General features: G+C 36.1%; 18 protein-coding genes. 12 read left to right on the top strand and 6 right to left on the bottom strand.

Going from position 1 to position 16,706, the window contains the following annotated elements; genetic code table 11:
- Positions 1-114: 114 nt before the first annotated feature.
- The 3 genes from MUW56_RS20950 to MUW56_RS20940 form a co-directional block, all read right to left on the bottom strand.
- Positions 115-1,299 (bottom strand): M50 family metallopeptidase, encoded by a 1,185-nt coding sequence (locus MUW56_RS20950; RefSeq protein ID WP_292015022.1) that lies wholly within the window; start codon positions 1,297-1,299, stop codon positions 115-117.
- 87 nt (positions 1,300-1,386) lie between these two features.
- Complete coding sequence (locus tag MUW56_RS20945; RefSeq protein WP_292015021.1) at positions 1,387-1,968, bottom strand: Crp/Fnr family transcriptional regulator; 582 nt, start codon at positions 1,966-1,968, stop codon at positions 1,387-1,389.
- A gap of 481 nt (positions 1,969-2,449) precedes the next feature.
- Positions 2,450-3,088, bottom strand: a complete 639-nt coding sequence (locus MUW56_RS20940) for a cysteine hydrolase family protein (RefSeq protein WP_292015020.1) — start codon at positions 3,086-3,088, stop codon at positions 2,450-2,452.
- A gap of 377 nt (positions 3,089-3,465) precedes the next feature.
- Between MUW56_RS20940 and MUW56_RS20935 the strand changes: the two genes are divergently transcribed.
- The 7 genes from MUW56_RS20935 (at position 3,466) to MUW56_RS20905 (ending at position 10,643) form a co-directional block, all read left to right on the top strand.
- A complete protein-coding gene (locus MUW56_RS20935; protein ID WP_292015019.1) occupies positions 3,466-6,030 on the top strand; it encodes a DNA translocase FtsK in 2,565 nt (854 codons plus the stop codon).
- Positions 6,031-6,209: 179 nt separating this feature from the next.
- On the top strand, positions 6,210-6,671 hold the full coding sequence (locus tag MUW56_RS20930) for a hypothetical protein (protein ID WP_292015018.1): 462 nt from the start codon (positions 6,210-6,212) through the stop codon (positions 6,669-6,671).
- A 164-nt stretch (positions 6,672-6,835) separates the two neighbouring features.
- On the top strand, positions 6,836-7,483 hold the full coding sequence (locus MUW56_RS20925) for an outer membrane lipoprotein carrier protein LolA (RefSeq protein WP_292015017.1): 648 nt from the start codon (positions 6,836-6,838) through the stop codon (positions 7,481-7,483).
- A 109-nt stretch (positions 7,484-7,592) separates the two neighbouring features.
- Positions 7,593-9,050: an LptF/LptG family permease gene (locus MUW56_RS20920; RefSeq protein ID WP_292015016.1), complete on the top strand. Its 1,458-nt coding sequence runs from the start codon at positions 7,593-7,595 to the stop codon at positions 9,048-9,050.
- Between the two features lie 141 nt (positions 9,051-9,191).
- Positions 9,192-9,662, top strand: a complete 471-nt coding sequence (locus tag MUW56_RS20915; protein ID WP_292015015.1) for a hypothetical protein — start codon at positions 9,192-9,194, stop codon at positions 9,660-9,662.
- Positions 9,663-9,719: 57 nt separating this feature from the next.
- Positions 9,720-9,983, top strand: a complete 264-nt coding sequence (locus tag MUW56_RS20910) for a hypothetical protein (RefSeq protein ID WP_292015014.1) — start codon at positions 9,720-9,722, stop codon at positions 9,981-9,983.
- Between the two features lie 12 nt (positions 9,984-9,995).
- A complete protein-coding gene (locus MUW56_RS20905; RefSeq protein ID WP_292015013.1) occupies positions 9,996-10,643 on the top strand; it encodes a hypothetical protein in 648 nt (215 codons plus the stop codon).
- A gap of 56 nt (positions 10,644-10,699) precedes the next feature.
- Here the strand turns inward: MUW56_RS20905 and MUW56_RS20900 are convergent, their stop codons facing one another.
- From MUW56_RS20900 to pyrH, 3 genes are all read right to left on the bottom strand, one after another.
- A complete protein-coding gene (locus tag MUW56_RS20900; RefSeq protein ID WP_292015012.1) occupies positions 10,700-11,764 on the bottom strand; it encodes a 3-oxoacyl-ACP synthase III family protein in 1,065 nt (354 codons plus the stop codon).
- A 228-nt stretch (positions 11,765-11,992) separates the two neighbouring features.
- Positions 11,993-12,547: a ribosome recycling factor gene (gene frr, locus MUW56_RS20895; protein ID WP_292015011.1), complete on the bottom strand. Its 555-nt coding sequence runs from the start codon at positions 12,545-12,547 to the stop codon at positions 11,993-11,995.
- Between the two features lie 109 nt (positions 12,548-12,656).
- Complete coding sequence (gene pyrH / locus MUW56_RS20890; protein WP_292015010.1) at positions 12,657-13,364, bottom strand: UMP kinase; 708 nt, start codon at positions 13,362-13,364, stop codon at positions 12,657-12,659.
- A 168-nt stretch (positions 13,365-13,532) separates the two neighbouring features.
- On the opposite strand from pyrH, the gene porQ reads away from it, so the two are divergent.
- The 5 genes from porQ (at position 13,533) to MUW56_RS20865 (ending at position 16,618) form a co-directional block, all read left to right on the top strand.
- Entirely contained in the window at positions 13,533-14,525 is a 993-nt protein-coding gene (porQ, locus tag MUW56_RS20885; protein WP_292015009.1) for a type IX secretion system protein PorQ, read from the top strand.
- Between the two features lie 84 nt (positions 14,526-14,609).
- A complete protein-coding gene (gene cmk, locus MUW56_RS20880) occupies positions 14,610-15,284 on the top strand; it encodes a (d)CMP kinase (protein ID WP_292015008.1) in 675 nt (224 codons plus the stop codon).
- A 95-nt stretch (positions 15,285-15,379) separates the two neighbouring features.
- Positions 15,380-15,730: a YtxH domain-containing protein gene (locus MUW56_RS20875; RefSeq protein WP_153392008.1), complete on the top strand. Its 351-nt coding sequence runs from the start codon at positions 15,380-15,382 to the stop codon at positions 15,728-15,730.
- A 78-nt stretch (positions 15,731-15,808) separates the two neighbouring features.
- Positions 15,809-16,117: a phage holin family protein gene (locus MUW56_RS20870; protein WP_292015007.1), complete on the top strand. Its 309-nt coding sequence runs from the start codon at positions 15,809-15,811 to the stop codon at positions 16,115-16,117.
- A gap of 3 nt (positions 16,118-16,120) precedes the next feature.
- On the top strand, positions 16,121-16,618 hold the full coding sequence (locus tag MUW56_RS20865) for a phosphoribosyl-ATP pyrophosphatase (RefSeq protein ID WP_292015006.1): 498 nt from the start codon (positions 16,121-16,123) through the stop codon (positions 16,616-16,618).
- The last annotated feature ends 88 nt before the right edge of the window (positions 16,619-16,706 follow it).

Genomic DNA, 16,706 nt, shown 5'->3' with positions numbered 1-16,706 from the left:
AGAAAAATTCAATTTTTAAAAATGTGAAAATTTAAATTCATATTACCTATCCGGATGATTGAGAAACTCTATTTCCGTTCTTTCATTTTCAATAATCAACTGATGTAAAACACATTACAACTCTGATCTGTGGCTCGCCTCCATTTTTGATTTTATTTCGGTTATTAATTCATCAATCCTAGGGAGCGATTCATCCATTTTTTTCGCTTTTAAAAACAAATCCAACGCCTCTTGATACTCCATTTTTTTCATATGATAAATTCCTAAATTTTTGTATGCATCGGCATTTTGAGAATCAAACTTTAACGAATCTTCAATATCCTTGAGCCCTTCTTCATAGAGATCTAAATTAATTTTTGCAAGTCCACGGTTATTGTAAGAATATGAAAATTTTTTATCCACTGAAATGGCTTTGTTTAATAATGGTATAGAATCTTCATATTTTTCAAGGAGAATTAATGTATAACCTTTATTATTTAAAGCAAATTTATTGTTAGGATCCATTTTCAAGGCTTTATCATAATATTCAAGAGATTCTGTCAGCTCTCCTGTTTCAGTAAAAGTTAATGCAAAATTCGTCCAGTCATCTGTAGTCATAGAAGAATTATTTTCTTTGAATTTAATGGCTGTTTCTTTTGCTTTCTCAAAGTTCTTACCATTAACGTGAGACGCTATTGCCATCCTGTAGATATTGAGGTCCTTTGACTCCTGTAATAAACTATCAAAAATTGATGCTGCTTCAGGATACTTCTTCTCTTGAAATTTATATATTCCTTCTGTGTATTCTTTAGGTAGCTTTCTCTGACGAATAAGATTGATAATAGCTCTTCCATCATTAGATATCGATCTTCCATCACTCATATAAACAGTTTTTTGACTCGGAAAAATATTTATTAAAAAATCAATTGCTGAAGAAACCATTAATATGATGAAAAATAAAGTAAGAAATTTACTATTTGAAATTATGAAATAAGATAGTAACGCTAATAATAAAGAGGCAGCTGGTCCTCCAAATACATATAAAATCTGCTTGTTGACAGAAAATCTTTTTTCTTCAGTTTCACACAGCCCTCTTCCCCATTTAAGAGGATTTTTAAATATATAAAAAGAAAAATCCTTGAAATTAATGAGAAAACTGTTATCCTTATTTCCATAAGAACCAATAAAAACATGCACTTTTTTTCTTGTAATTAGCCAACCTGTAACAGCATGTCCCATTTCATGAAAAAAAACCGTTAAAGGTCTGATCAATATTAAAAAGAAGAAAATAAGAATTCCTGATATATCAAATAATTCCATTTAAAAAGTATTCAATCGGTTATTAATAAGATTTTATGTCATATTTAATACAATCCTTATATGATATAGGAATCTGCAGCAATATACCTATTTTTCCAATGACATTTTTCTCCTGATTTTGCTAAGAAATTCATGGGTAATTCCCAGATAGGATGCAACCTGCTGCTGGGTCAGTCTCTGTTCCAGCCCCGGGTACTTTTCAAGAAATTCAAGATAGCGTTTATCTGCCGTTTTACCTGTTAATGAAAGAATCCTTCTCTGCAATGCTACCGAAGATTTCTGATTCATGATCCTAAAAAGTTTTTCTATCTGAGGCATGGTTTCGTACAGATGTTCTTTGTCTTTTTTGGAAATCATCAATACTTCGCCGTCTTCAAGGGCTTCAATATTCAGAATACTCGGAACATTATTGATAAGACTGTCTATATCTGTGATCCACCATCCTTCTACCGCGAAATACAAAGTCTGCTCAAATCCGTTTTCGTTCAGGTAATAGATTTTAAAACAGCCATTCAGAACAAATCCTTCAAAAATACAATAGTCTCCTTCTTTAAGGGCAACTTCTTTCTTTTTAAATTTCCTGTGTTCAAAAGGCTTTACAAACCGGCTGAAATCCTCTGTGGAAAGATTTACATATTTGCTGATGTTTTTATATAGCAGATCGGACATTTTATTATTTAAGCAAAATAAAGGTATCAAATTATTGACACCTTTACAAAACTAAGTTATGTTAAATTATTTTTACATTTAAGCAACTTAACACTTCTGTTTTTTTGGATAAGTGCAAAGACGCGAGGGTTTTCATACATTGTGTATATCTTTAGGCGCAAGAAAATCGAAGATTTTCAGCAAAGTGAGCCTTTTGAGATAAAACTTCACATATTGTAACATAAACATTTTAAACACGTTAAAACTTTATCGTTTTTCCAGCATACTTTTATTTTTATTCTCTCGCAGATTGCACTGATTTTGCAGATGATTATGTATAATCTTATCCTAAAAATCTGCGGTATCTGTTTTTATCTGCGTGCTATTGTGATTTAAATATGCGGTATTCAATTTTATCGGAGATAAAATCCTCGCGCCTTATAGCACAATTTTTAATATCATTTCGCGCCCTTGCATATCCAAAACACTCTTATTTTCAAGCCTATTTACTTAAAAATTCATTCGTATTTATTACACGGGCATATAAATTTCCAAGGGCAGAGATCCCCGCTAAAAAAGACCGCTGAACTTCTGCCGCCTTTACCACTTCCCCGTTCAGTTCACGGTTTCTGGTTGCTGTAGCATCTCCAATAATTGTATTATTAAACCCAAAGTCGAAAGCTGCCCTGGTAGTTGCCTCTACACAAACATCCGTCATCATTCCTGTAATCACTAGGTTTTTGATTTCCTTTGATTGTAGATAGTTTATGAGATCCGTTTCCCTAAAGCTGTTCGGAAAATGCTTGATAACTATTTTTTCACTCTCTCGCGGTAAAACCAAATGATGAATCTTGGCTCCATCCGTATCCGGAAGAAAAAAAGTGGCTCCTTCATTCGTTGAAACATGTTTGATATGAATGACTGGAAGATTATTGTTCCTGAAATATTCTAAAATTTTCTTGGTGTTTTCTCCAGCCTGCTCAGCTTTTTCCAAGGTCATTTTTCCTCCCGGGAAATAATCATTTTGTACGTCGATAATTAATAATGCGGTGTTTTTCATTTTTTGTTTTTGTGCGTTCATTGTAATCAGTGAAATAAATATCAGACCTAAGGTCAGAATAATTTTGAATCTGTTTTCCATGTGTGAAATTTTATAAGACAAAATTACCGGTTGTTTCAAATCCTGACCTTTGAACTAGTTCAAAAAGCGCACTTCATCTTTTATAATATCAATCATAATTTTTAATATTATTATTTTTTTCATTTCTATATATTTAAATCAGAAATTTTATTATCTTTTTTTAAAGAAAAATAAATACGGTTAGTTAATATAAGTTTAACAGAATCAGATTTGGATAAACAAAAAAAATAGCCCTATTTTTATTTTATAATTGCGAACAATATTTTTTAATCAAATTTTAAATAATCATTGTAAAAATCGGGATTTCCAAAATAGTTTTTTGGAGAAAAAAGATTCATTTAATGTTGAAAAAACATTAAATTTGCGATATTGATATTATGGACAAAAAGACACAGAAAAAACAGACTGAATCGCCGGAAGCAGGCAGAATTTTATCTAAACCACGTATATTTTTCGGGCTTAGTTTTATACTTTTCTCAGTAGTTCTCGCTTTCTCATTCATTTCCTATTTAATGAACTGGAAATCGGATCAAAGCCAGGCAGGAACCATGCTTGACAAGAGTATAAAATCTTCTAATATTTTTGGAAAAGCCGGAGACTGGCTGGGAAATATTTTTATATTTGAAAGTATCGGTATTGCCTCATTCATTATTGCATTTTTATTTCTGGTTGTCGGAACACTGATTCTTAAAAAGAAAATCTTCAAACCCTGGAAAACGATAGGCCATTCCTTATTTTTCATCTGCTGGGTTCCTATTTTTATGGGAGCGCTTACAAAAGGACAAGGTGTTTTAGGAGGCGTTTACGGATATCAGATCATGGATTATCTTAATGCGATTATTGGAACGGTAGGTTTATGGACCGTACTGGCTGCAAGTATTCTTTTGTATTTTATCCTGGAATTTAATCTTCGTCCAAGTTCGGTGAAGGCAAAACTGAATAAGATCAATGAAAACACTATTGGAAGAGTAAAATCTATGATGCCGGACTCTGATGAAGATTTTGAAGCAGACGAAGACCTTAAGGAAGAGATGGAGGAATCGGCAGCTTCCCATGGTACCGTAAACGATGTTACCCATCCAACGTCCGGCACCCTTATCAATAAAGCAAAAGAGCAGGAGCCGATCACGCTTCCGAAAGGATTTCCGGAAGTTCCGGTTTCTACCGATATCGAAACGATTATCACGCCTAATCATACTTCTTTTGAGGAAGAACAGAAAGGAATCACACAACCGGTGAGTTTAAATCTAACTCCTAAGCCAGTCGTTCCTGTTTCTACTCCGGAGGAAGCTTTTGATATCAGGCCTTCAACTCCAGTACATCCATCAGCACCGGCTCAGGAAAACATTAAGTTTAATGTAGAAGTGGCCCCCGTGATTGATATTTTGGATGATTCTGACAGAAAATCCCAGGAGCTTGTAGACAAACACGGTTTGTATGACCATAAACTGGATCTTGCCAACTTCCATATGCCTCCGGTAGACTTACTGAAAGATTATGGCAGTGAGGAAATCTCGATCAATAAAGAAGAACTTGAAGAAAATAAAAATAAGATTGTTGGGCTTCTTAAAAATTTCAATGTAGGTATTGCAGAAATCAAGGCCACCATAGGACCTACTGTTACTTTATATGAAATCGTTCCGGAAGCGGGAATCAGGGTAGCTGCAATTAAAAAACTACAGGATGACATTGCCCTTAACCTTTCTGCTTTAGGAATCAGAATTATTGCTCCAATGCCAGGAAAGGGAACCATTGGGATAGAGGTACCAAGGAAAAATCCTACCATGGTTTCTATGCGTTCTGTTATTGCTTCTCAAAAATTCCAAAATACGGATATGGACCTTCCGGTGGTTTTCGGGAAAACGATCTCCAACGAAATTTTCATGGCTGATTTAGCGAAAATGCCTCACTTACTGATGGCCGGAGCAACCGGACAGGGTAAGTCTGTAGGGATCAATGCGATTCTTACTTCCCTGCTGTATAAAAAACATCCTAGTGAGCTGAAATTCGTAATGGTAGACCCTAAAAAGGTAGAACTTTCATTATATTCAAAAATAGAAAGACATTATCTGGCTAAACTTCCGGATGCAGAAGAAGCAATCATCACAGATACCAATAAAGTAATCAATACCCTGAACTCTCTGTGTATTGAGATGGATACGCGATATGATCTTCTTAAAAATGCATTCTGTAAAAACCTGAAAGAATACAACAAAAAGTTCGCAGAAAGAAAATTAAACCCTGAGAACGGCCACCGGTTCTTGCCTTATATTGTTTTGGTTGTGGATGAGTTTGCTGATTTGATCATGACAGCAGGAAAAGAGGTCGAATTACCGATTGCCAGGCTGGCACAGCTTGCAAGAGCCGTAGGAATCCACCTTATCGTAGCAACGCAGAGACCATCCGTCAACGTAATTACAGGGATGATCAAAGCCAACTTCCCTGCAAGAGCAGCCTTCAGAGTAATTTCCAGTGTAGACTCAAGAACGATTCTTGACTCTCCGGGAGCTGACCAGCTGATCGGAAAAGGAGATATGCTTTATTTCAACGGTAACGAGATCTTAAGACTTCAGTGTGCCTTCGTAGATACTCCGGAAGTAGAGAGATTAGCAGAATATATTGGAGAACAAAAAGGGTATTCATCTGCATTTTTACTTCCTGAATATGTTTCTGAAGATTCCACAAGTTCCGTGGGGGCCTTTGATCCGAATGAAAAAGATGCCCTGTTTGAAGAAGCTGCAAGAATTATCGTATCTACCCAACAGGGATCTACTTCTATGCTTCAGAGACAATTGAAACTGGGATATAACAGAGCCGGAAGAATCATGGATCAGCTGGAAGCAAGCGGTATCGTAGGTGGATTTAACGGCGCCAAAGCAAGAGAAGTCCTGATCAGTGATCTGCATTCCCTGGAGCAGTTTTTAGAAGATTTAAGAAACTAACCAACCATACCACTTAATGAGAAAAATTTCGTTTGGACTGCTGTTAATTTCAGCAGTCAGCTGCGGGTCGGTGCAGAACTATACGACGAATGATGTAAGCCGGGATTTTTATAAAAATAAAGTAAAGAGCTTTTTAGAAATCTGAAAATAAAAAATAACCATTAAACTTATATACTATCATGAAAATTTTAAAAAGAAACATCATCAGATTATGCTTTTTGGCATCCATAGCAAGTCTTTCTTCATGTGCATTAAAATCGATTCCGAGTGAGTACAGCACGGTAAGTCTCGATAAGGTGGACACCAGCACCCTGGGGAACGGCAAGGTACTGATTTATAACGGTGCAGGTTTTTTACATGCGGTAGACAATACTGCCAGACTGAACATTTGGATTAATGATAAGTCCCTGGGACAGATCAGACCCAAAGAATATCTGATCATTGATTTACCAAAAGGGAAATATCAGTTCAAAGTCCTTCACATAGATATGGTGAATATGAGAAGTACACACCCTGTAGAAATTGATGAAAATACCAAAGTCATTAATATCGAGCCTACCATTACCTCTAACAGATTAACCATAACGGATGTACTTCCTCAAAATTTTGACAAGTACGTTTACAGACCGGACAGAAAGTAATTCAATGGCTGACAATGCCTGTATTTCCAATAAAAAAGAGAGATCCGGCTGATCAGCCTCTGCATATTGGAACAGTTTTTGGAAGATCTGCGTAGTGAAAAGATAAAACAAAGGATTTTAACCTTTGAAACTTAAAAATGTCTAAAGATTATTAAATAAAAAAAATGAAAAATATTATTTCAAAAGTTATATTGGGAAGTTTTGTTGTAAGTGCCGTAGGTATTGCCAATGCTCAGAAGATTGATGCAAAAGCTAAAAAGATATTGGATGATATTACAGCCAACTACAATTCTAAAAAGAATTCTTACTTCAAATTTTCTTTTGGAAGCGGTCTTAATGCACAGGTGACTAAAACGGAACCTGGTATTTATTATTCTGCAGGAGATAAATATAAGCTGAAAATCATGGACACCGAGCAGATCTTTGACGGAAACAAAATCTACAATATTAATGCTGACGACATGGAAGTTACCATTGCGAAACCTAACGGCAGCAGTGCTCTCTTCTCCCCTATCAATTATCTTACAACGTATAGAAACGACTACAACGTGACTTACAACGGGAAGAAAATGGTGAACGGGGTGAATGCCGATTTTATTAAACTGACTCCGGTAAAGGCAAACGGAATAAAATATGTTTATCTTTTTGTGGATTCAGCTAAAAAACAGATGGTAAAACTTGAACAGCACGGAAGCAATAAAGACGTTGCAGTAATCGCTATTAAAGAATACAAAGAAAATCAGGATCTGGATCCTAACATGTTTGTTTTTGATAAGAATAAGTTTAAAAACTACGTGATTACAGAGCTTTAAAATACAAAAAAGCCGCCAGGTACATTCACAAATTTGCCTTTGAGTTAAAAAAATAACAAAATATAGTAGCCGCAAGTAAAATTTGCGGCTTTTTGATTAATTTTGGCGCATGTTAAAAATACTAGACCGATATATCATAAAAACCTTCTTCGGACCGTTTTTCTTTATATTCAGCGTACTGTTTTTCATCTTTATTGTAAACATTATCTGGGTGCAGCTGGGGCAATTTATGGGTAAAGGATTAAGCTACTGGCAAATCCTTAAACTTCTTTTCTATCTTGGGGTAAGTGTGATCAGTATGGTACTGCCTCTTACCATCCTTTTGGCGAGTATCATGTCTTTCGGAGAATTTGGTGAAAGATATGAGCTGGCAGCTATGAAAGCAGCAGGAATATCCCTGACAAGAGTCATGACTCCTCTACTGGGGGTTGCCACCATATTGGCCATCATGCTGTTCTTCTTTTCCAATAATATTATTCCGGATTTTCAGAAAAAGGCCAAGAATATGCTTTTCAATATTGCACAGACTAAACCTGCCCTCAACTTTACCCCTGGGCAGTTTATTGATCAGATTCCCGGATACATGGTAAAGTTTGATAAAATCTACGGGGAAAACGGAGAAAATATTGAAGGGGTTTTTGTTCACAGAAAAGCCAACACTTATGAAAACCAGCAGTCTATTGTGGCTGAAAAAGGAAAGTTTGTACCTGCGGCTAATAAGAACTTTTTAAAGCTTGTCCTGCACAACGGCTATGTATTTGAAGATAATTTTGCAGGAAAGGGAGAAAATGTAAGGATGAAACAGCCTGACCAGGCCATTAAATTTGATACCCTTACGTCCCACTTTGATATCAGCGAAATTATCAATCAGGCTATCGAAAAAGAGCAGATTACAGATGATTACCGTTTCCAGACTTACGGGCAGCTTAATGAAACGATAGCTAAAAGCAAAAAAGAAAACAAACAGTTCTTTGATAATATCGGGACAGATGTTTTAAGCCAGACCAATTCGATTGTTGCTTACATGGACAAAGGAAATAAACATAAAGCAACTCCCCAGCTTCAGATGAAGCTGGATACCTTAAAAGGGGACAAAAAGCTTGATCTCATCTATAACTCCTATAACAGACTGGATAATCTGAAATCAACCCTGGAAAACAAAAAGAATGAATTCAGCTCCAATGTAAAATACTTCAGTAAGGTGGTTATCTATCAGCAGAGAATTGTTTCTTATTCTGTTACGTGTATTATTTTCTTCCTGATTGGGGCAAGTTTAGGATCTATCATCCGGAAAGGCGGAATGGGACTTCCCGTGATCATTGCGATTGTTATTTTCATTATCTTTTATGTAATGAATGTAGGTGTGGAAAATATGTCCTGGAGCGGAAAAATGAATCCTTATCTGGCCGCATGGCTTCCTAACCTGATCCTCCTTCCTTTTGGAATATGGATGACTTATAAAGCACTTACGGATTCACAATTGTTCGATGCAGAAAAATATAAGGCTTTATTCAAACCCATTACCAAAAGATTTTCAAAAAGTAAAGAACATCAGAGATATCAATAGTTTTTCAGATGACAATAATAAAAGAGTAAAAAGATCACAGACCCGGATATTCCGGGTCTTTTTTATTTGTGGTATATAATCTGGTAGTAGTTCCATGCATAAAAGATTATATTTACAAAAAGAATATAAAACTATAACTACATGAAAAAATTACTACTATTCAGCTTATTTACATTAATTTCTTTTAAAGCCTATGCCCAGGAAGACAATTCTGATTACGAATTGAGATCCAATGAAAAATACGGGTATATTATTGACAAAAACGGTAAAAAAATTGAAGGTATAGTAAGGCTGAACGGAGATGCCATGAACCCCTGGAGCAATCAGAAAAAGGTAAAATTTGTCGCAGTACCGGATATTGACAAGTCAAAAAAGAAACAGAAATTCAAAACATTTGATCCTGATGACATCAAGGAATATATGACTGTTGATGACAACAATAATGAAAGGCATTTTGAAATGATCAAATACACCAATACCAAAGAAGGTTTTAATACAGCTACCGGAGGTCTAAGCGGAAATATCAAATCGTTCAACAACCTTACAAAAAACACTCAGTTTGCAGAAGTAGTGAAAGACGGGAAGATCAAAGTGTACAAACTGTATGGCTAACCTACTACTTTTTCTGCAGGCGGACAAATTGCCATTGCCGAAAAAGAAACGGAAAGAATGAGAAACAACCCTTCTTATCTATACACCAAGAAAGGGAGTAAACTTGAAGAACTGACTTTTGCCAAAGCTAAAATAATCATTGCAGACTGCAGCTATGCAAAAGCCAAGCTAACCAGCGGTTCTTATGCTGCTCTTAAAAATGATGAAAAGAAAAGATCGGGCCTGGGTAAACTGATCAGGAGCCAGATCGATGATGTGATGTCAAACATTCCTGAAATTGTAGAAGAAGTCATCACAGACTATAATGAAAATTGCAAATAAACCCTTATTTTTATGAAAGCAATATTTGTCACAGTATTTTTTGCCTGCCTGATATCATGTAAAAATGACCAAAATAAGACGGATTCCCAATCCGGACCTGGTGCAGGTATTGCAACAGTTAAAAAAGGAACAAAACCCCCAGAAAATGGTCCGGACATCATTGAAAATATCAGGAAAGAATACAATATTCTTCATGGCCAGATGGAGGCTAAGCAATTTAAGACTTCAGATTTCACCTACGACTGTAATAATGAAATATCGGGAAAAGCAATATATTATTCGGAGCAGGGCGATATCAGGGTGATCGAACATTCTTATGCAGAGCATGACCACTTTTCAGGTATCGTACAGTACTTCATTAAAAACGGTAAAGTTTTTTTTATTTACAGAGAAGAAACGGTATGGAACTTTGACGGAGGAACCCCGGAAAAGCCTGTCACCAAAGATGATACTACGGAAACCAGGATCTATGTAGAAAATGATCAGCCGGTACAATGTCTTGAAAAAATGTACAGTATACGATCCAATACTGCTGCAAAGCCTTCTCCTGACAATATCCCTGGAAAAGAAGTTTCGTGCAATATCGGGGAACTGATGAAAGCCTATCAGTCCCTTATCAATAGCAAAGACCAAAAAGGAGAAGTCAGAAAATGCTTGTAAAATACAAAAGAGGTTCAGTTCAGAACCTCTTTTATTTTATATTTAAAAAGTAAAAATTAAAACTTGTAGACAAATGAATTGATATTCATCCCCGCCCCTACGGAAGCAAATAAAACAATATCATTTTTTTGAATACTGTGCTGCTCCAGTTCGCCATTTAAGATCATCGCAAGCAGAGACGGAATGGTGGCCACACTGCTGTTTCCTAATTTATGAATTACCATAGGCATTATATTCTCCGGAACCGGAATACCATACAATTGATAGAACCTGTTAATAATAGCTTCATCCATTTTTTCGTTGGCCTGGTGAATAATAATTTTATTTAACTGGCCAATGGAATATCCAGTGCTATCAAAGCATTTTTTCATCGCATCAGGAACATTTGAAAGCGCAAATTCATATATTTTCCTTCCATCCATTTTGATATATTTCGTATCAGGACATTTCTCATTGTTATAAGACTTTCCAAAATACAAATAATCCTTTTCATGAAGGGTATAAGAGGCAGACAAATGAGACTTTATCCCGGAATCATCACCGCTTTCATTAACTTCTAAAATAGCAGCCCCTGCGCCATCCGCATAAATCATACTGTCCCTGTCATGAATATCCACTACACGGGAAAGTGTTTCTGCCCCAATAACCAAACAGCGCTTCGCTATTCCGGATTTAATAAATGCGTTGGCCTGTATCACTCCTTCAATCCATCCCGGACATCCAAATAAAACATCATAAGCCACACAAAAGTTGTTTTTGATCCCTAACATATGTTTTGTCCTTGCGGCAAGACTGGGAACTGTATCAGACTGAACGGTTCCGAAGCGTACATCCCCAAAATTATGGGCAAAGATGATATAGTCTAACGTTTCAGGATCTATTCCTGCATTTTCTATAGCAGCCTGAGCTGCAATAAAGCCCAAATCTGAAGTAACCTGTGTGCTGTCAGCATATCTTCGCTCTTCAATCCCGGTAATTTTCTTCAGTTTCTCGGTAATAGAGGCATTGTTATCTTTTAATAAAATGCCATGCTCATTAAGAAAGGTATGTTGATCAAAAAATAGGTTGGTAATTGTTTCAGTTGGGATGTAGTTTCCTACACCAATAATTTTAGTCATCACTTTAACGTTTTATAGCCCAACGTAGGCTGTTTTATAAATATTTATAATGGAGTAACGCGAATATCTATCAATATATTATAACAAAAAAGCTTATTATAGAAAAAAATCTAAAACAATTCATGCTACATCTCTAATTTCCCAAAATGAGGTGATATAAAAACAAAAAGAGGCTTCCGAAGAAAACCTCTTTATCTATTTTCAAATGTATCAATTTTTTAAAACTGAAAATTATACTTTCATAATTTCAGCTTCTTTTGTCTTAAGATGCTCATCACAAAGCTTCACATATTTGTCAGTATAGGTCTGAATTTCGTCTTCCACACCTTTGATAACATCTTCGGAAACGCCATCTATTCTTTTAAGTTCTTTTAAACCGTCCTGTCTTGCGTTTCTTACTGTTATTTTTGTCTGTTCAGCTTCTGCTTTAGCCTGTTTTGCCAGCTCTCTCCTTCTTTCCTCTGTCAAAGGCGGAACATTAAGGATAATATTCTCCCCGTTGTTAGAAGGAGCAAAACCTAAGTTAGAATTGATGATTGCTTTTTCAATGGCATTGATTGCTGTTCTGTCCCAAGGTTGAATAGAGATTGTCATCGCATCTGGAATAGAAACATTGGCAACCTGATTAATTGGAGTAGGGGCTCCATAATATTCAACCATTACATCCTGAACCATGGCCGTAGAAGCACGTCCTGCTCTGATTCTTTGAAATGCGTGGTCAAGGTGCTTTACGGCCGCGTCCATGTCCTGCTTTACAGATTCTAATATAAGATCTAATTCTTCCATTATTATATTATAGTTTGATAAATTACACATTATGATAAAATGATGATTGATAAACGGTCAATAATAAGTAATTCCAATTACCTCCTACCCTTATCAGCTCCCTGATCTTTTATAAATCAACTAGAGTACCTACATTTTCTCCTTCCACGATTCTTTCTAAGTTTCCTTCCTTATTCATGTCGAATACGATGATAGGCAGCTTATTTTCGTGGCTCAGAGTAAAGGCTGTCATATCCATTACCTTAAGGTTTTTCTCAAATACTTCATCGAAAGATAATGAATTATATTTTACGGCATCTGCATTTTTTTCAGGGTCGCTGTCATAGATTCCGTCTACTCTAGTTCCTTTCAAGATCACATCAGCACCGATTTCGATTGCTCTCAAAGTAGCTGCTGTATCTGTAGTAAAATAAGGGTTTCCTGTTCCTGCTCCGAAAATCACGACTCTTCCCTTCTCCAGGTGTCTTACAGCTCTTCTTTTAATGAAGGGTTCAGCGACTTTATCCATTTCAATGGCAGACTGAAGTCTTGTCTTAATTCCTGCATCTTCTAATGCACCCTGTAAAGCCATCCCATTGATGACGGTAGCAAGCATTCCCATATAATCTCCCTGCACTCTGTCCATTCCTTTTGCAGCCCCTGCAACACCACGGAAAATATTTCCTCCTCCAATGACAATCGCAACTTCACAACCTTTGTTTACTACTTTTTTGATCTCTGCAGCATATTCCTGCAGCCTTTCATTGTCAATACCGTATTGTCTGTTCCCCATTAAGGCCTCTCCACTTAGTTTCAGAAGGATTCTTTTATATTTCATCTTTTACTTTTAATAACGATTTACCGGAGTCGAGTTCTCCAAAATTTGATTTTGCAAATATAATCATTAAAAATATTGATAAAAGAAAAAATATTTAATTAGAAATAATGTCAGAAATATTTTGAAAAGTACGAAAAAGGATTATTTTTGCATTAATTATAAATTGAATTGAAGAAAATTATCATTTTTTCATTATTTCTATCAGGAATTGTTTCTTATGCTCAAACAGGAACAAATGTCTATCCGTTCTTAAATGTACCTGTATCTGCAAGACAAGCTGCCCTGGGTGGCGATGCAATTTCGATAAGAGATTATGATGTTTCCTTTGCTATTGCAAACCCGGCCCTGCTAAATAAAGATTCAGACCAACAGCTTTCTGTGAACGCTACCGCTTATCTTGCCGACTCCAAATATGGTACCATAGCCTATGCCAAAGATTTTGACAATGGCCATATGGCGACCATCAATGCCAGATATATGAGCTATGGAAGTATTCCGAGAACGGATGAAAGCGGATTTGAAAACGGAGAATTCAAGGCTTCAGACGTTGCTGTCGGTGCAGGGTATGCTTACCAGTTTGAAGAAGACTGGACTATTGGCGGGGGAATCAATTTTATCACTTCAAAAATTGATAATTACACCTCTTCTGCAATTTCCGGAACTGCCGGGGTTACTTATCACAATAAAAAGAACAAAGAAGTACTTTCTCTTGTGCTGAGGAATTTTGGTTTTCAGCTGAAATCGTTCAACGGTGTTAGAGAAAACCTTCCGTTCAGGGTAGATCTCGGATATACCAGAACATTGAAAAATTTCCCACTGGCGATCACTGTTACCGCACATGATCTTCAACAGTTTGATATTTCTTCAGAATACAATGTTGACGGACAGAAAGTGAATGCAGGCAGAAAAATCGCCGATCACTTCTCTCTGGGGGCAGAGCTGTTCCCGGAAAAGAACTTCAATATCAGATTGGGGTACAACGTCAAAAGAGGAAATGAACTCGCTGTGGCAGACCAAAGAAACTTTTCAGGATTGTCAGCCGGATTTGGGGTTAAAGTATCTCGATTCCATATCGATTATGCCCATGTAAGATACCACAACTCTTCGAACGTCAACCAGATAGGAATTTCAATGGATCTTTCCAGCCATAGGGGTGAATAGCCCAAACGCAGGAAATGATCTTCAACCTTCTTAAAATTTATTATTAATTCTTGATTTTCTAAAAAAAATCTTGAAATTTGCAGTATGAAAAAACCTGTAATAGCAATTGATGGGTACTCGTCTACCGGAAAAAGTTCCATCTCTAAAGTCATTGCTGATCAATTAGGACTTATTCATATGGATACCGGTGCTCTTTACCGAGGAGTTACCTGGTATGCATTGCAACATTGTCTGGATGAAAACAACGAAATTGATCTCAATAAGTTATTCTCTTCTTTAAACCAGATTAACCTTGAGTTCAAAAATAACGAAGGAACGCTGGTTCTTTTCCTTAATGATACAGATATCTCTAAAGAAATCCGCACTCATGAAGTTTCCAATAATGTAAGTATTGTTGCCAAGCAAAAAGAAGTGAGGGATTTTTTATTGCAGTCACAACGCTCTTTGGCAGAAAAAGGAGGTGTAATTATGGACGGACGTGACATAGGGACAGTAGTTCTGCCAAATGCTGACTATAAATTCTTTCTTACTGCCAGCATTGATGAAAGAACAAACAGGAGATTCCTAGAATTGAAAGGTCTTGGAATAGATGCCGATAAAGAAGACGTAAAACAAAACCTTATTGACAGAGATAAAATCGACAGCGAAAGGGAAATAGCCCCGTTAAAGAAAGCGGACGACGCAATTGTTATTGACAATTCTGACTTGACAAAAGAAGAAACCATCAGGCTTATGCTTTCCTACATTCAAAAGATTTAACAATTTTTAATAGGCTTACGGCCTCCTTTGGTATACAAATTGCAAGTTTTATTACTGTAAAAACTAATCTATTATTAACTATTAAAAAACTTAAAATGTCTAGAAAAGGAAAAAATACAGCAGGTATATTGGCAGGACTTCTTGCAGGTGCTGCAGCAGGTGTAATCTTAGGAATGCTTTATGCTCCTGAAGAAGGAAAAGAAACAAGAAAAAAAATTAAGAATAAAGCTAACGATCTAAAAGATCAGGCTAAAAATAAATACGGAGAGGTTTCTGAAAAAGTAAAAGACCAGTATGGTAATATTTCTTCTACTTTTAAAGAAACTGCAAATAACGTAGCACATACTGTGAAAGACGGATATGATAAGTATAAAGATCAGATTGTTTCTAAAACTGCAGATGTAGTAAAAGATGTAGAAGCAGAACTGAATGATTTAAAAAAATAAGTAATTTCTCTTTTTGAGTAAATTACAGAAAGGAACTTTTGTGCGAAAGTTCCTTTTTTTGTAACTTTAAAAAAAACAATGATAGAGACTATTAAAGAATATGCCTCGAAGAGAATAGATCTTCTGAAAATTGAAGCTACCGAAAAGTCTTCTCTTTCTGCAGGGCTCATTACCTACTTTGTAGTACTGCTTGTTGCTTTTGCTTTTTTTATCATCCTTTTCAATTTTGGAATTGCATTTCTTATTGGCAAAGCATTGGATAATTATTCCTATGGATTTCTAATTGTTGCGGCATTTTATGCTTTGGTAATGGCTTTTGTCATTGCTTTTAAAAATAAAATTGTCAACACGATTGCAGATCAGGTTATTAAATTTTTAAATCATTAAGCTATGGGCAGAAAATACGAAAGCATCGAAGAGCTAAGAAGAAAGAAAAAACTGCTTAAAAGTGAAATAAGCGATCTCGAAAATCTTCTTACCTTTAGAAATACAAAGGAAAGCTTAAGTGCCTTTACCAATGGCCTGTCCGACCAGTACCTTCAGGAAAAAGTAGATGAAGACGGTGATGAAAAAGTCGTATTAAGAAAAGATGTGATTGCCAAACAGCTCACTTCTGAAGTGAAAGATCTTTTCATCAGTAAAAATACCGCAGTGGGACTGGCAAGTTCTGCTTTTACAGGAAATATTACAGACAGCCTGATTAAACTGGGAGTAACTGCATTGGTAGGAAACTACGCCAGGAAGAATATAAAAAGCTCTAACTGGAAAAAGAAACTCGTGGGTGCAGCATTGGTATACCTTGCCCCTATCGCGTTAAAATATGTCCGAAAGAAGCTTGAAGTATATCAGAAAAACAAAAGCGTTTCCAGTATGGAACAGTTAATATAATTTAGATATCAGATATCAGATGTCAGATTCCAGGCAAAGAGCCTTAAAACTCAATGCAAAGGTCTCACTTCTGATATCTGAAGTCTTT

It is taken from the genome of Chryseobacterium sp. (assembly GCF_022869225.1).
In the GTDB taxonomy this organism is placed as follows: Bacteria; Bacteroidota; Bacteroidia; order Flavobacteriales; family Weeksellaceae; genus Chryseobacterium.
Note: the sequence above shows the minus strand (reverse complement) of the source record. Positions and strands in the feature narration are given on the sequence as shown.

Coding starts and splice junctions, on each gene's coding strand:
- MUW56_RS20950 (WP_292015022.1), bottom strand. CDS start 1,299: ATGGAATTATTTGATATATCAGGAATTCTTATTTTCTTCTTTTTAATA.
- MUW56_RS20945 (WP_292015021.1), bottom strand. CDS start 1,968: ATGTCCGATCTGCTATATAAAAACATCAGCAAATATGTAAATCTTTCC.
- MUW56_RS20940 (WP_292015020.1), bottom strand. CDS start 3,088: ATGGAAAACAGATTCAAAATTATTCTGACCTTAGGTCTGATATTTATT.
- MUW56_RS20935 (WP_292015019.1), top strand. CDS start 3,466: ATGGACAAAAAGACACAGAAAAAACAGACTGAATCGCCGGAAGCAGGC.
- MUW56_RS20930 (WP_292015018.1), top strand. CDS start 6,210: ATGAAAATTTTAAAAAGAAACATCATCAGATTATGCTTTTTGGCATCC.
- MUW56_RS20925 (WP_292015017.1), top strand. CDS start 6,836: ATGAAAAATATTATTTCAAAAGTTATATTGGGAAGTTTTGTTGTAAGT.
- MUW56_RS20920 (WP_292015016.1), top strand. CDS start 7,593: ATGTTAAAAATACTAGACCGATATATCATAAAAACCTTCTTCGGACCG.
- MUW56_RS20915 (WP_292015015.1), top strand. CDS start 9,192: ATGAAAAAATTACTACTATTCAGCTTATTTACATTAATTTCTTTTAAA.
- MUW56_RS20910 (WP_292015014.1), top strand. CDS start 9,720: ATGAGAAACAACCCTTCTTATCTATACACCAAGAAAGGGAGTAAACTT.
- MUW56_RS20905 (WP_292015013.1), top strand. CDS start 9,996: ATGAAAGCAATATTTGTCACAGTATTTTTTGCCTGCCTGATATCATGT.
- frr (WP_292015011.1), bottom strand. CDS start 12,547: ATGGAAGAATTAGATCTTATATTAGAATCTGTAAAGCAGGACATGGAC.
- pyrH (WP_292015010.1), bottom strand. CDS start 13,364: ATGAAATATAAAAGAATCCTTCTGAAACTAAGTGGAGAGGCCTTAATG.
- cmk (WP_292015008.1), top strand. CDS start 14,610: ATGAAAAAACCTGTAATAGCAATTGATGGGTACTCGTCTACCGGAAAA.
- MUW56_RS20875 (WP_153392008.1), top strand. CDS start 15,380: ATGTCTAGAAAAGGAAAAAATACAGCAGGTATATTGGCAGGACTTCTT.
- MUW56_RS20870 (WP_292015007.1), top strand. CDS start 15,809: ATGATAGAGACTATTAAAGAATATGCCTCGAAGAGAATAGATCTTCTG.
- MUW56_RS20865 (WP_292015006.1), top strand. CDS start 16,121: ATGGGCAGAAAATACGAAAGCATCGAAGAGCTAAGAAGAAAGAAAAAA.